Here is a 14,211-nt window from a genome sequence, read left to right on the forward strand (position 1 = left end):
GCCATGCCAACTAGCACCGCCCCTGCCGCGCCGCCGGAGCCGCCCTCGACCCTGGCCGCGCGCCTGGTGCCCTACGGCTTCGCGCGCGAGGCGCGCCTGCTGATCGCGCACCAGCGCGCCGACGGGCTGGAAGTGTGGGTCAGCAGCGGCACCTCGCCGGCGGCGCTGGCCGAGCTCACGCGCGTGCACGGGCCGCTGCGCCTGCGCGTGCTGACGCCCGAGGCGCTCGAGCTGGCCATGTCCGAGGCCTACAACCGCCAGGACAGCGGCAGCGCCGCGCAGGTGGTGGGCGAGGTGGAAGGCGAGGTCGACCTGTCGCGCCTGATGCAGGACATCCCGGCCGTGGAAGACCTGCTCGAGTCCGAGGACGACGCGCCCATCATCCGCATGATCAACGCGCTGCTCACGCAGGCCGCGCGCGAAGGCGCCTCCGACATCCACATCGAGCCGTTCGAGTCGTCCTCGGTGGTGCGCTTCCGCGTGGACGGCACGCTGCGCGACGTGGTGCGCCCGAAGAAGGCGCTGCACGGCGCGCTGATCTCGCGCATCAAGATCATGGCCCAGCTCGACATCGCCGAGAAGCGCCTGCCGCAGGACGGCCGCATCACGCTGCGCGTGGGCGGCCGCCCGGTGGACGTGCGCGTCTCCACGCTGCCCACCGGCCACGGCGAGCGCGCGGTGCTGCGCCTGCTGGACAAGGAAGCAGGCCGCCTCGACCTGGCCAAGCTCGGCATGGCGCCGGGCACGCTGCGCGGCTTCGACGACCTGATCCGCCAGCCGCACGGCATCGTGCTGGTCACGGGCCCGACCGGCTCGGGCAAGACCACCACGCTGTACGCCGCGCTGTCGCGGCTCGATTCGCGCACCACCAACATCATGACGGTGGAGGACCCGATCGAGTACGACCTCGACGGCATCGGCCAGACCCAGGTCAACCCGCGCATCGACATGACCTTCGGCAAGGCGCTGCGGGCCATCCTGCGCCAGGACCCGGACGTGGTGATGATCGGCGAGATCCGCGACCTCGAGACCGCGCAGATCGCGGTGCAGGCCTCGCTCACCGGCCACCTCGTGCTGGCCACGCTGCACACCAACGATTCGGCTTCCGCGGTGACGCGGCTGGTCGACATGGGCATCGAGCCGTTCCTGCTGTCGTCGTCGCTGCTCGGCGTGCTGGCGCAGCGGCTGGTACGCCGCCTGTGCGCGCACTGCAAGCGCGAGGAAGTGATTGAAGTCACGCCCGAGGAAGCCGGCGCCCTGCTCGCGCAGGGCAAGCCGCTGCAGCGCGTGTGGCACGCGGTGGGCTGCGACAAGTGCGGCCACTCCGGCTACCAGGGCCGCATGGGCGTGTACGAGCTGCTCACCGTCGACGACGAGATCCGCACCATGATCCACCGCCAGTCGCCCGAATCCGAGATCAAGCAGGCGGCGCTGGCGCGCGGCATGCACACCATGCGCGGCGACGCGCAGCGCTGGATCGACAGCGGCGCCACCGCGCTGGAAGAAGTCCTGCGCGTGACGCGCGACTAGCCCGGACACGGAAACCAGCCATGCCCGCCTACCGTTACGAGGCCGTCGACGCCGCCGGCAAGACCGACCGCGGCGTGATCGAGGCCGACAGTCCCAAGCAGGCGCGCGGCCAGTTGCGCGCGCGCGGCCTCACGCCGCTCAACGTGGATCCGCTGGCCGGCGCGGGCGGCGTGCAGAAAAGCAGCACGGCGTCCTTCGTGCGGCGCCTGTCCACCCAGGAGCAGGCGCTGTTCACGCGCCAGCTCGCCAGCCTGATCGTGGCCGGCCTGCCGCTGGACGAAGCGCTGGCCGCGCTGGCCGACCAGGCCGAGCGCCGCTACGTGCACGAGCTGCTGGCCGGCATCCGCGCCGAGGTGATGGGCGGCAGCTCGCTGTCGCTGGCGCTGCAGCAGCATCCGCGCGACTTCCCCGACATCTACCGCGCGCTGGTCTCGGCCGGCGAGCACTCCGGCCACCTCGGCCTGGTGCTGGAAAAGCTGGCCGACTACATCGAGACGCGCAACACGCTGACCTCCAAGATCCGGCTGGCCTTCACCTACCCGGCCATCGTCACCGTGGTGGCCTTCGCCATCGTGATCTTCCTGCTCTCCTACGTGGTGCCGCAGGTGGTGAGCGTGTTCGCCAACACCAAGCAGAAGCTGCCCACGCTGACCATCATCATGCTGGCGCTGTCGGATTTCGTGCGCAACTGGTGGTGGGCCGCGCTGGCCTTCATCGTCGCGGTGTCGCTCGGCATCCGCAGCCTGCTGCGCCAGCCCGGCGTGCGGCTGTCGTGGCACCGCTGGCTGCTGACCGCGCCGCTGGTGGGCAAGCTGATCCGCGGCTACGACACCGCGCGCTTCGCCAGCACGCTGGCCATCCTGGTGTCGGCCGGCGTGCCCATCCTGCGCAGCCTGCAGGCCGCCGGCGAGACGCTGACCAACGTGGCGCTCAAGGACAACGTGGACGACGCCACCACGCGCGTGCGCGAAGGCGCCTCGCTGGCGCGCGCGCTGGCCGCGCAGAACCAGTTCCCGCCGGTGCTGGTGCACCTGATCCGCTCGGGCGAGGCCACCGGCAACCTGCCGATCATGCTCGAGCGCGCGGCCGAGGGCGAAGGCCAGGAACTGGAGCGGCGCACGATGTTCCTCACCAGCCTGCTGGAGCCGCTGCTGATCCTGAGCATGGGCGTGGTGGTGCTGCTGATCGTGCTGGCGGTGCTGATGCCGATCATCGAGATCAACCAGCTGGTGCGGTAGCGGGCCGGCCTTGTCCACAACGTAAAACGGCGCCTTGCGGCGCCGTTTTTTCCGACAGGGGTGGTGCGGGACCGCTTATTCGGCGGCCTTGGCGGTCTTCTTCGGTGCGCGCTTGGCCGGGGCCTTCTTGGCTGCCGGTTCGGCGGCTTTCTTGGCGGCCGTCTTGGCAGGCGCGGCCGTCTTGGCGGGCGCGGCCTTCTTCGCAGCCGGCGCCTTCTTGGCGGGCGCGGCGGCCTTCTTGGCCGGTGCCTTGGGCTTGGCTTTGGCCTTGGGCTTGGCCTTCGGTTCGGCCGCCGGCGCTTCTTCGGCGGCTTCTTCGACGGCCTCCCCGGCTTCGGCAACCTGTGCCGCGGCGGCGGGTTGCGCCACCGGCGCCGCTGCCACGGCCGCCACCTCTTCGACCTCCTCGACCGCCTCGGCCTGCGGCGCCGGCGCGGCTGCCTCGGCCTCGCGGCTCACTTCGACGGGCTCGGCCGACCGGACCGGCCGGACCGGCTCGATCACCGCGACCGGCTCCTCGACCACGGGCGCGATCACCGTGGCGGCGGGCGCGACGAAGATCGAGCGGTCCATCGGCCACGGGGTTTCGCTCAGCGTGACCTCGGGACGGGGCGGCTTGCGGCGGCGCGCGCCGTCGGCAGCGGTGTCGCCGTCCGCGTCGGCGTCCGCCTGCGGGTCGGCATCGTCGAAATCGTCATCCGCCATGCCGAGCGCGTCCAGCGGATCGACCACGAACGACGGGACTTCGTCTTCCTCGTGCTCCTCGGCGGCGAAGCCGGGCCGCGGCGCGGGCTGGATCGGCAGCGCGGGCTGCTGCTGCTGCGCCTGCGCCGGCCGGGCGCCGTGCGGCTGCTGGGCACCCTGGCGGCCTTCGCCGCGCCGGTTGTCGCCACGGCGGCCTTCGCGTCCGTCGCGGTTGTCGCGGTTGTCGCGGTTGTCGCGGCCCTCGCCCTGGCGGCCCTCGCGGTTTTCACGATTCTCGCGATGGTCGCGGTTCTCGCCCTGGCGCGCTTCGCCGCGGTTTTCACGGTTGTCGCGATTGTCCCGGTTTTCTCGGTTCTCCCGGTTTTCCACCGGGCGGCTTTCCGGCTGGCGATTTTCCGGCTGGCGATTTTCCGGCTGGCGGTTGTCCCGGCCTTCACGGCTTTCGCGATTGTCCCGGCTATCCCGGTTGTCGCGGTGCTCCCGATTGTCCCGATTGTCACGCCCTTCGGCCGGGCGGCCGTCCTGGCGGTTCTCCGGCTGGCGCGCCTCCGCCGGGCGGTTCTCGGCGGGGCGGTTCTCGCCCTCGCCCGCCTTCGCGCGGCGCTTGAGGCGCACCCACAGCGTCTTGTTGTTGCCGCCGTTGCGCGTCTCGACCTCGAACAGGCCGGTGGCCGCCACCAGCTCGGAGAGCTTGCCGTAGCCGTAGTTGCGCGAGTCGAATTCCGGCGCCTGCTTGGCGATGTGGGTGCCCATGCTGCCCAGCGTGGACCAGCCTTCTTCGTCGGACACGGCCTGCGCGGCGTTCTGCAGCAGACGCACCAGGCGCGAGTCCTGGCGCAGCTCGCCGCTGTTGCGCTTGCGCGCGGGCGCGGCCACGCCGTCGGCTTCCGCGTCGGTGTCGGCATCGCTGTCGGCGGCGCGCAGCACGTCGGCGAAGATGAACTTGTCGCAGGCGGTGACGAAGGGCTTGGGCGTCTTGCGCTCGCCGAAGCCGTACACGGTCAGGCCCTGCTCGCGGATGCGCGAGGCCAGGCGGGTGAAGTCGCTGTCGCTGGAGACGATGCAGAAGCCGTCGAAGCGGCCCGTGTACAGCAGGTCCATCGCGTCGATGATCATCGCGCTGTCGGTGGCGTTCTTGCCCACCGTGTAGCGGAACTGCTGGATCGGCTGGATCGAGTGCGAGAGCAGGCGCTCCTTCCAGCCGGCGAGGTTGGGCTTGGTCCAGTCGCCGTAGATGCGCTTGACGGCGGCCACGCCGTACTTGGCGACTTCGGCCAGCAGGCCTTCTACGATGGCGGGCGCCGCGTTGTCGGCGTCGATCAGCACGGCCAGGGTCGCGGTGCCCTGGCGGGAGGAAATGGTCATTTAGGGTCCTGGAGGCCGGTCGGCCTCGGGTGGGGCGGCTGCACCGCGGCGCGCTCCCGCAGGATATGGCGCACGATCCGCATCTGCCCGTTCGTTGTGCAAGCTGTTTGCAGCGCAGTGTACACGCGAAGCCGTGACGGCACCGCAAAGCGCGCCGGCGACGGGCGCATTTTTTGCTGCGACGCAAGGTGCCGCGCCTTTTGGGCCGGTGCTACCATGCTGCGAAGAGACACGGTCGTTCCACGCCTTCACAAGAGGCGGCGGGCGGCCGCCCACAACTGAAGTGAGTCGGCGATCCCGACTGCATTCCCCATAGAGGAGCACCCATGAATGCCCCCTTGACTCCGCCGGTCAGCGACGCCATCCGCCGCGCGCTCGAGAACGTTTCCCTGGACGACAAATACACGCTGGAAAGCGGCCGCATCTACATCAGCGGCACGCAGGCGCTGGTGCGCCTGCCGATGCTCCAGCGCGAACGCGACCGCGCCGCCGGTCTCAATACCGCCGGCTTCATCTCGGGCTACCGCGGCTCGCCGCTGGGCGCGCTGGACCAGTCGCTGTGGAAGGCCAAGGCGCACCTGGCCGCGCACGACATCGTGTTCCAGGCCGGCCTGAACGAAGACCTCGCGGCCACCTCGGTGTGGGGCTCGCAGCAGGTCAACATGTACCCGGACGCGAAGTTCGACGGCGTGTTCGGCATGTGGTACGGCAAGGGGCCGGGCGTGGACCGCACCGGCGACGTGTTCAAGCACGCCAACTCGGCCGGCTCCTCGAAGCACGGCGGCGTGCTGGTGCTGGCGGGCGACGACCACGCCGCCAAGTCCTCCACGCTGGCGCACCAGTCCGAGCACATCTTCAAGGCCTGCGGCCTGCCGGTGCTGTATCCGTCCAACGTGCAGGAATACCTCGACTACGGCCTGCACGGCTGGGCCATGAGCCGCTACTCGGGGCTGTGGGTAGCCATGAAATGCGTGACCGACGTGGTGGAATCGTCGGCCTCGGTGGCGCTCGACCCGCACCGCGTGCGCATCGTGCTGCCCGAGGATTTCGCGCTGCCGCCGGGCGGCCTCAACATCCGCTGGCCGGACCCGCCGCTGGAACAGGAAGCGCGCCTGCTCGACTACAAGTGGTACGCTGGGCTGGCCTACGTGCGCGCCAACCGGATCGACCGCATCGAGATCGATTCGCCGCACGCGCGTTTCGGCATCATGACCGCCGGCAAGGCCTACCTCGACACGCGCCAGGCGCTGTGCGACCTGGGCCTGGACGAGCAGACCTGCGCGCGCATCGGCATCCGCCTGTACAAGGTGGGCTGCGTGTGGCCGCTCGAGGCGCACGGCGCGCGCGCGTTCGCCGAGGGGCTGCAGGAAATCCTGGTGGTCGAGGAAAAGCGCCAGATCATGGAGTACGCGCTCAAGGAAGAGCTGTACAACTGGCGCGACGACGTGCGCCCCAAGGTCTACGGCAAGTTCGACGAGAAGGACAACGCCGGCGGCGAATGGTCGATCCCGCAGAGCAACTGGCTGCTGCCGGCGCACTACGAGCTGTCGCCGGCCATCATCGCGCGCGCGATCGCCACGCGGCTCGACAAGTTCGAGCTGCCGTCCGACGTGCGCGCGCGCATCGCCGCGCGCATCGCGGTGATCGACGCCAAGGAAAAGAGCCTGGCGGTGCCGCGCGTGGCGGCCGAGCGCAAGCCGTGGTTCTGCTCGGGCTGCCCGCACAACACCTCGACCAACGTGCCCGAAGGCTCGCGCGCGATGGCCGGCATCGGCTGCCACTACATGACGGTGTGGATGGACCGCAATACCAGCACCTTCAGCCAGATGGGCGGCGAGGGCGCGGCGTGGATCGGGCAGATGCCGTTCGCCGGCGACAAGCACGTGTTCGCCAACCTCGGCGACGGCACCTACTTCCACTCCGGCCTGCTGGCGATCCGCGCGGCGATCGCGGCCAACGTCAACATCACCTACAAGATCCTCTACAACGACGCGGTCGCCATGACCGGCGGCCAGCCCATCGACGGCAAGCTGTCGGTGCAGGACGTGGCCAACCAGGTCGCGGCCGAAGGCGCCAAAAAGATCGTCATCGTCACCGACGAGCCGGAAAAATACACCGGCGCCATCCGGCTGCCGCAAGGCGTGGAAGTGCACCACCGCGACGCGCTCGACAAGATCCAGCGCGAGCTGCGCGAAGTGCCCGGCTGCACGATCCTGATCTACGACCAGACCTGCGCCACCGAGAAGCGCCGCCGCCGCAAGCGCGGCACTTATCCCGACCCGGCGAAGCGCGCCTTCATCAACGACGCGGTGTGCGAAGGCTGCGGCGACTGCTCGGTCAAGTCCAACTGCCTGTCGGTGGAGCCGCTGGAGACGGAGTTCGGCACCAAGCGGCAGATCAACCAGTCGTCGTGCAACAAGGACTTCTCCTGCGTCAACGGCTTCTGCCCGAGCTTCGTCACGGCCGAGGGCGCGCAGGTCAAGAAGCCCGAGCGCCACGGCGTGTCGATGGACAACCTGCCGGCGCTGCCGCAGCCGGCGCTGCCCGGCCTCGGCCATCCCTACGGCGTGCTGGTCACGGGCGTGGGCGGCACCGGCGTGGTCACGATCGGCGGCCTGCTCGGCATGGCCGCGCACCTGGAGAACAAGGGCGTGACCGTGCTCGACATGGCGGGGCTGGCGCAGAAAGGCGGCGCCGTGCTCTCGCACGTGCAGATCGCCGCGCGCCCCGAGGAGCTGCACGCCACCCGCATCGCGATGGGCGAGGCGGACCTGGTGATCGGCTGCGACGCCATCGTCAGCGCCACCGACGACGTCATCTCCAAGACCCAGGCCGGCCGCACGCGCGCCATCGTCAACACCGCGCAGACGCCCACCGCCGAGTTCATCAAGAACCCGAAGTGGCAGTTCCCGGGCCTGTCCGCCGAGCAGGACATCCGCAACGCGGTGGGCGACGCCTGCGACTTCATCAACGCCAGCGGCCTGGCCGTGGCGCTGCTCGGCGACACCATCTACACCAACCCGCTGGTGCTCGGCTACGCCTGGCAGAAAGGCTGGCTGCCGCTGTCGCTGGACGCGCTGGTGCGCGCCATCGAGCTCAACGGCGTGCAGGTGGACAAGAACAAGGCCGCCTTCGACTGGGGCCGCCACATGGCGCACGACCCCGAGCACGTGCTGTCGCTCACCGGCAAGCTGCAGAGCACCGCCGAAGGCGCCGACGTGGTCAGGCTGCCCACGTCGTCGGGCGCGCTGCTGGAGAAGCTGATCGCGCGCCGCGCCGACCATCTCGCCGCGTACCAGGACGCCGCCTACGCGCAGGCCTTCCGCGACGCCGTGAACCGCGTGCGCGCGAAGGAGAGCGAGATCGCCGGCAGCGGCAAACCCCTGCCGCTGACCGAGGCGGTGGCACGCAACCTGTCCAGGCTGATGGCCTACAAGGACGAATACGAGGTCGCGCGCCTCTACACCGATCCGGTCTTCCTCGACAAGCTGCGCAGCCAGTTCGAAGGCGAACCCGGGCGCGACTACCAGTTGAAGTTCTGGCTGGCGCCGCCGCTGCTGGCCAGGCGCGACGAACAGGGCCACCTGGTCAAGCGCGCGTTCGGCCCGTCCACCATGACCCTGTTCCGCCTGCTGGCGAAACTCAAGGGCCTGCGCGGCGGCCCGCTCGACGTGTTCGGCAGGAGCGCCGAGCGCCGCACCGAGCGCGCGCTGATCGGCGAATACCGCGCGCTGCTGGACGAGCTGACGCGCGACCTGAGCGCGGCCAACCACGCGGCCGCGGTCGCGCTGGCGAACCTGCCCGACGACATCCGCGGCTTCGGCCACGTCAAGGACGCCAACCTCGCCAAGGTGCGCACGCGCTGGGCGGCGCTGCTGGAACAGTTCCGGCATCCGGAGACGGCGCAGCGGGTGGCTTGAGGTGTAGGGGGAAAAACGCCGATGCTCCTCTCCTCTCGCCCGCTCCGCGGGCGAGAGGCCGAGGGGAGGGGACAGGGCCGGCGCCCGCCAGCCCGATCGTCACGCCCTCACGCCCTCACGCCGGCTGCGCCAGCGTCGTCTCGTTTTCCTTCACGTACATCGAGTTGCGCGGCCGCGCGAACACGCGCCGCACCATCGGCTCGAAGAACGACAGCGGCAGGTTGTCGTAGTCGCGCATGAAGGCGGCGCCGTCGTATCTGGCGCAGAACTCCGCGGTGCGCGCGAACAGCTCGGGCTGGTCGCGGAACTGCTCGCGCAGGTTGCGGTCCAGGCCCAGGTGGTGGAAGAAGTAGTAGCCCTGGAACACGCCGTGCTTCTCCACCATCCACAGGTTCTCGGGGCTGACGAAGGGCTTGAGGATGGCCGCGGCGATGTCGGGATGGTTGAAGCTGCCGAGCGTGTCGCCGATGTCGTGCAACAGCGCGCACACCACGTATTCCTCGTCGCGGCCGTCGCGGTGCGCCAGCGTGGCGGTCTGCAGGCTGTGGGCGAGGCGGTCGATGGGGAAGCCGCCGCAATCGCCGTCGAGCAGCTTGAGATGGGCGAGCACGCGGTCGGCCAGGTTCTGCGCGAACGGCATGAACTCGGCGGAAATGGCGGCCCAGTCCTCGCGCGTGCCGTTTTCCATATGACTGAAGGTGGCGCGGGCGGGCGCGGCGGTTTCACTCATGGGGTTGTCTCCTTTGCGGGTTGGTCCCGTCGTCTTGATATGGGTGAAGCCGATTCTGGCACAGGATTCGCGGCTACACTGTCAAGGATCCAACATTGCCGCCGCCGCGCGCGGCACAGCCAGCAGCATGCAGATCCGCCCCTACCGGCCCGCCGACGAGGCCGACATCGTTTCCCTGTGGCAAACCTGCGGCCTGACCCGGCCGTGGAACGACCCGAAGAAGGACATCGCCCGCAAGCTCACCGAACAGCCGGAGCTGTTCCTGGTCGGCGAGGTGGACGGCCGCCCGATGGCCTCGGCCATGATCGGCTTCGACGGCCACCGCGGCTGGGTGTATTACGTGGCCGTGCATCCCGAGCACCAGCGCCGCGACCACGGCCGCCGCCTGATGGCGCGCGCCGAGCAGTTGCTGATCGAGCGCGGCTGCCCCAAGATCAACCTGCTGGTGCGCACCGGCAACCACCGGGTGATCGATTTCTACCGCAGCCTCGGGTACGCGCAGGACGAGGCGGTCAGCCTCGGCAAGCGGCTGATCCCGGATTTGTAGGCGCATCGCGCCATCGGCAGGCCATCATGTTCCGCATCCTAGCCATCGATCACCTGGTCCTGCGCAGCGCCGACGTGCCGGCGCTGCGGCGCTTCTACGTGGACGTGCTGGGCTGCAGCGTGGAGCGCGAGCAGCCCGCCTTCGGCCTGACCCAGCTGCGCGCCGGCAGCGGCCTGATCGACCTGGTCACGCTGGACGGCCCGCTCGGGCGCGCCGGCGGCGCGGGGCCGGGCGCCGAAGGCCGCAACCTCGACCATTTCTGCCTGCGCCTCGACCCGTTCGACGCCGACGCCCTGGGCGCCCATCTGCGCGCGCATGGCGTGGCGCCGGGGCCGGTGGAGATGCGCTTCGGCGCCGAGGGCAAGGGGCCGTCGATCTACGTGCGCGATCCGGACGGCAACGTGGTCGAGCTGAAAGGGCCGCCAACGCAGACATGACGGGTGACGCGAACTAGGCATGCGGCCCGCTTCCCCCTACAATTCCCGCTTCCCCCGCCGCCGCGCCAGGCGCGCCATGACACCTCAAGACGCTGCTCCCGGCCCGGCGCCCCGCCCGGCTTCCACCGCTGCCGACTCTGCTGCCTCGGGCCGCCCGCCCATCTCGCCGCGCCAGCTGGTCTGGACCCTCGGCGTCACCGAGACCATCTCCTGGGGCACGCTGTATTTCGCCTTCACCGTCTTCATCGGGCCGATGAGCGCGGCGCTGGGCTACTCCAAACCCTTCCTCGCCGGCGGCTACTCGCTGGGCCTGCTGGTGTGGGCGATGTGCTCGTTCGCGGTGGGCCGCCTGCTGGACCGCGTGCCGGCGCGCGTGGTCATGGCCAGCGGCTCCGCGCTGGCCGGCGCCGGGCTGCTGCTGTGGGCGTGGAGCCCGGGCCCGGCGGTCTTCCTGCTGATGTGGATACCGCTCGGGCTGGCCATGTCCACCACGCTGTACGAGCCGGCCTTCGTGGTGCTGCGCCAGGCCTTCGGCGACGGCTACCAGAAGTCCATCATGACGGTGACGCTGATGGCCGGCTTCGCCAGCACGGTGTTCGTGCCGCTGGCGCAATGGCTGGTGCTGCACCTGGGCTGGCGCGAGACGCTGGTGTGCTTCGCCGCGCTCAACCTGCTGGTCTGCGCGCCGCTGCACGCGCGCCTGCGCTACGTGGCGCATGCCAGCTACGCCGCCGCGCCGGCGCCGGTGCCGCAGGCCGGCGCGGCGCCGCCCGGCATCGCGCGCGTGGCGCTGCGCCAGCCGGTGTTCTGGGCGGTGGTGCTGGCCTTCACGGCGCTGGCCGTGATCGCCTCGCTGCTGGGCGCGCACCTGATCCCGATGCTGACCGAGAAGGGCCTGCCGCTGGGCGAGCAGTTGATCGTGGCGGCGCTGATCGGCCCGGCGCAGGTGCTGGGGCGGCTGGTGATGATGCGCTTCCCGGTGCGCCATCCGCTGCGCCTGTCGCTGCCGGTCTACGCGGTGATGAGCGTGGGCCTGCTGTGCTTCGCGCTCGGCTACGGCAAGTGGCTGATGGCGGCGGCGCTGCTGTATGGCTGCGCCAACGGCATCAACACCATGCTGCGCGCGATGGCCATGCCGGAGCTGATCTCGCGCCACCACTACGCCACGCTCAACGGCCTGATGATGACGCCGGTGCTGCTGATGCAGGCCGCCGCGCCGTGGCTGGGCGCGCTGCTGTGGCGCGCCGCCGGCGGCTACTGGCTGATGCTGTGGGTGATGGTGGCGCTGGCGCTGGCCGCGCTGGGCGCCTTTGCCTTCGCGCTGCAGCAACGCGGCCTGCTGCGCGCGGCCGATGCCGCGCTGGCGTAACGTGCTGGCGTAACGTGCTGGCGTGAAACACGCATGCCGCCGGGATGAAACCGGAACGATGCCGGCGTAGTCCGGCCGGCCGCGCGCGTCATGCGCGCGACCGGCCGATGTGCGACGATGCGGGGCTCGAACATTCCGCAGCGCTCCCCGGGGCACGGCGCGCCACACCGGCGCGGCTGTCCGCGCCCTTCGCCAACATGCCTGATTCCTCCCCCGCCGGCCTGACCCGCCCGTCCGCTTCCCCTCCCTCCGCCGCCACGCACAGCGCGCGCCGCGTGGAGCACGCCGCGCGCGCCACGATGGCGCTGTTCTTCGTCAACGGCGCCACCTTCGCCACCTGGGGCGTCCATATCCCGACCATCAAGGCGCGCTTCGGGCTGTCCGACGCGGTGCTGTCGCTGGCCATGCTGGCGGTGGCCGGCGGCGCCATCGCGGCGATGGGCCCGGTGGGCCGCTGGGTGGCGCGCGTGGGCAGCGCCCGCGCCTCGCGCCTGAGCGGGCTGGTGTACGCGGTGGCCACGACCGCCATCCTCGCCATGCCGTCGTTCGCGCTGCTGATTCCGGCGCTGATCGCGTTCGGCATGGCCAACGCGGCCTTCGACGTCGGCATGAACGCGCAGGCCGCCACGGTGGAGAACAGCCGCGCGCGGCCGGTGATGTCGGCGCTGCACGGCATGTTCAGCCTGGGCGGCATGGCCGGCGCGGCCGCCGGCGGGCTGCTGATGGGGCTGGGCGTGCCGCCGCTGGCGCACGCCGCCGGCATGGCGCTGCTGACCGCGGCCGTCACCGCCGGCGTGGCGCCGTGGCTGCTGGCCGACCATCCGGTGCAGCCGCCGTCCGCGCACCACCGCGACCACGCCGTGAAGGCGCTCTGGCTGCTGGGCGTGATGGCCTTTCTCGGGCTGGTCGGCGAAGGCGCCATGTACGACTGGACCAGCGTCTACATGCGCGACGTGGCGCTGGCGCCGGCGGCGTGGATCAGCGCCGGCTACGCCGCCTTCTCGGCCGGCATGGCCTGCGGCCGCTTCGGCGGGGACCGCCTGCGCGCGCGCTGGACGGATGCGCGCACGCTCAGGATCAGCGCCTGGGTGGCCTTCGCCGGCATCGCGCTGGCGCTGCTGTGGCCGGTGCCGCTGGCGGCGCTGGCCGGCTTCACGCTGATGGGGCTGGGCGCGGCCAACATGGTGCCGGTGTTCTTCGTGGCGGCGTCGCGCCTGCCGGGCGTGGCGCCGGCCGAGGCGATCGCGCGGGTGGCGCGCTTCGCCTACATCGGCCTGCTGCTCGGCCCGGTCATCATCGGCGGCGTGGCCCACGCCAGCAGCCTGCGCTACGGGCTCGGGGTGGTGGCGCTCACGATGGGCTGGATCGCGCTGGCGGGCGCGCGCCTGGCGCGGCCCTACCTCGGCGCCCGCAATACCCGCAATACCCGCGACACCGGCGAATAGCGCGCCGGGCCGCAGATGGCGCGGTTCAGGCCGCGGCGCCGAGCGCCGCCGGCATGCGCGCGCCCAGCCCCTCGAAGACGAAGGTATCCATCGCCAGCACGCCGTAGGTGACGTCGTCGGCCACGCGCGCCACGGCGGCGGGCTGCGGCGCCGGCGCGGCATCGCACGGCCCCAGCGCGGCGCCGAGCGCCACGAAGAACGGCAGCAGGTGCTCGTCGGTCGGATGCGCGCGGCGCGCGTAGGGCGCCTGCGCGCGGTAGTCGGCGATGCGGCTGGTGTCGCCGCTGGCGAGCGCCTCGCCAAGCGCATCGACCATCCAGCCGCGGAAGGCGTCCACGTACGGCTCGGCCGGCCCGCCGTGCTGCTCGCGCCGCCCGCCCGCGCCGAACACTTCCTGCAGGTTGTGGGTGAAGCTGCCCGAAGCCATCACCAGCACGCCGTCGCCGCGCAGCGGCGCGAGCGCGCGGCCGATCTCGATCTGCGCCGCCGGCGGCAGGTACGGGTTGAGCGCGAGCTGCACCACCGGCACGTCGGCGGCCGGGAACAGGCGCCGCAGCGGCATCCACGCGCCGTGGTCCAGCGGGCGGTCCTCGTCCTCCAGCACCACCGCGGCGCCGGGCACGCGCGCGGCCTCGACCAGCGCCTTGACGCGGCCGGCCAGCGCCGGCGAGCCGGGCGCGTCGTAGCGCAGTTCATAGAGCGCGCGCGGGAAGCCGCCGAAGTCGTGCCAGGCCTCCTGCCGCTCGCGCGTGCCGACCACCAGCGTGCTGTAGATCCAGTGCGCCGAGATCACCAGCACCGCGCGCGGGCGGCGCGCGCGCAGTTGTTCGCCGAGCGCGTCGAGCGCGGCGCCGCTGGGGCCGGGCTCGAGCGCGAGCATCGGCGAGCCGTGGGACACATAGATGGCGGGAAGCATGATGTCTGC

Annotated in this window: 9 protein-coding genes and 1 pseudogene; 7 read left to right on the forward strand and 3 right to left on the reverse strand. The window is 71.2% G+C overall.

Annotated features, from left to right (window positions below; all coding sequences use genetic code 11):
• Positions 1 to 3: 3 nt before the first annotated feature.
• Both gspE and gspF read left to right on the forward strand, forming a co-directional pair.
• Entirely contained in the window at positions 4 to 1,530 is a 1,527-nt protein-coding gene (gspE, locus tag KF708C_RS04160) for a type II secretion system ATPase GspE (RefSeq protein WP_059410835.1), read from the forward strand.
• 20 nt (positions 1,531 to 1,550) lie between these two features.
• Positions 1,551 to 2,768, forward strand: a complete 1,218-nt coding sequence (gene gspF, locus KF708C_RS04165) for a type II secretion system inner membrane protein GspF (protein ID WP_059410836.1) — start codon at positions 1,551 to 1,553, stop codon at positions 2,766 to 2,768.
• A 1,227-nt stretch (positions 2,769 to 3,995) separates the two neighbouring features.
• On the opposite strand, the pseudogene KF708C_RS36995 reads toward gspF, so the two are convergent.
• A pseudogene (locus KF708C_RS36995) lies at positions 3,996 to 4,838 on the reverse strand (NYN domain-containing protein); the annotation flags it as partial.
• 326 nt (positions 4,839 to 5,164) lie between these two features.
• Between KF708C_RS36995 and KF708C_RS04175 the strand changes: the two are divergent.
• On the forward strand, positions 5,165 to 8,758 hold the full coding sequence (locus KF708C_RS04175; protein WP_059410838.1) for an indolepyruvate ferredoxin oxidoreductase family protein: 3,594 nt from the start codon (positions 5,165 to 5,167) through the stop codon (positions 8,756 to 8,758).
• 115 nt (positions 8,759 to 8,873) lie between these two features.
• Here KF708C_RS04175 and KF708C_RS04180 read toward each other — a convergent pair whose 3' ends face one another.
• Complete coding sequence (locus KF708C_RS04180; protein ID WP_059410839.1) at positions 8,874 to 9,488, reverse strand: HD domain-containing protein; 615 nt, start codon at positions 9,486 to 9,488, stop codon at positions 8,874 to 8,876.
• A 127-nt stretch (positions 9,489 to 9,615) separates the two neighbouring features.
• On the opposite strand from KF708C_RS04180, the gene KF708C_RS04185 reads away from it, so the two are divergent.
• The 4 genes from KF708C_RS04185 (at position 9,616) to KF708C_RS04200 (ending at position 13,286) form a co-directional block, all read left to right on the forward strand.
• Positions 9,616 to 10,035: a GNAT family acetyltransferase gene (locus tag KF708C_RS04185; RefSeq protein ID WP_059410840.1), complete on the forward strand. Its 420-nt coding sequence runs from the start codon at positions 9,616 to 9,618 to the stop codon at positions 10,033 to 10,035.
• 26 nt (positions 10,036 to 10,061) lie between these two features.
• A complete protein-coding gene (locus KF708C_RS04190; RefSeq protein WP_059410841.1) occupies positions 10,062 to 10,472 on the forward strand; it encodes a VOC family protein in 411 nt (136 codons plus the stop codon).
• Positions 10,473 to 10,548: 76 nt separating this feature from the next.
• Positions 10,549 to 11,841 carry an MFS transporter gene (locus tag KF708C_RS04195; protein WP_231586378.1) on the forward strand — a complete coding sequence of 431 codons (1,293 nt, stop codon included), beginning with the start codon at positions 10,549 to 10,551 and terminating at the stop codon, positions 11,839 to 11,841.
• A 197-nt stretch (positions 11,842 to 12,038) separates the two neighbouring features.
• Positions 12,039 to 13,286: an MFS transporter gene (locus KF708C_RS04200; RefSeq protein WP_082079424.1), complete on the forward strand. Its 1,248-nt coding sequence runs from the start codon at positions 12,039 to 12,041 to the stop codon at positions 13,284 to 13,286.
• 25 nt (positions 13,287 to 13,311) lie between these two features.
• Here KF708C_RS04200 and KF708C_RS04205 read toward each other — a convergent pair whose 3' ends face one another.
• Entirely contained in the window at positions 13,312 to 14,202 is an 891-nt protein-coding gene (locus KF708C_RS04205) for a DODA-type extradiol aromatic ring-opening family dioxygenase (RefSeq protein ID WP_020206464.1), read from the reverse strand.
• Between the last annotated feature and the right edge of the window lie 9 nt (positions 14,203 to 14,211).

It is taken from the genome of Cupriavidus basilensis (genome assembly GCF_000876015.1).
GTDB classification, from domain to species: Bacteria; Pseudomonadota; Gammaproteobacteria; order Burkholderiales; family Burkholderiaceae; genus Cupriavidus; species Cupriavidus basilensis_B.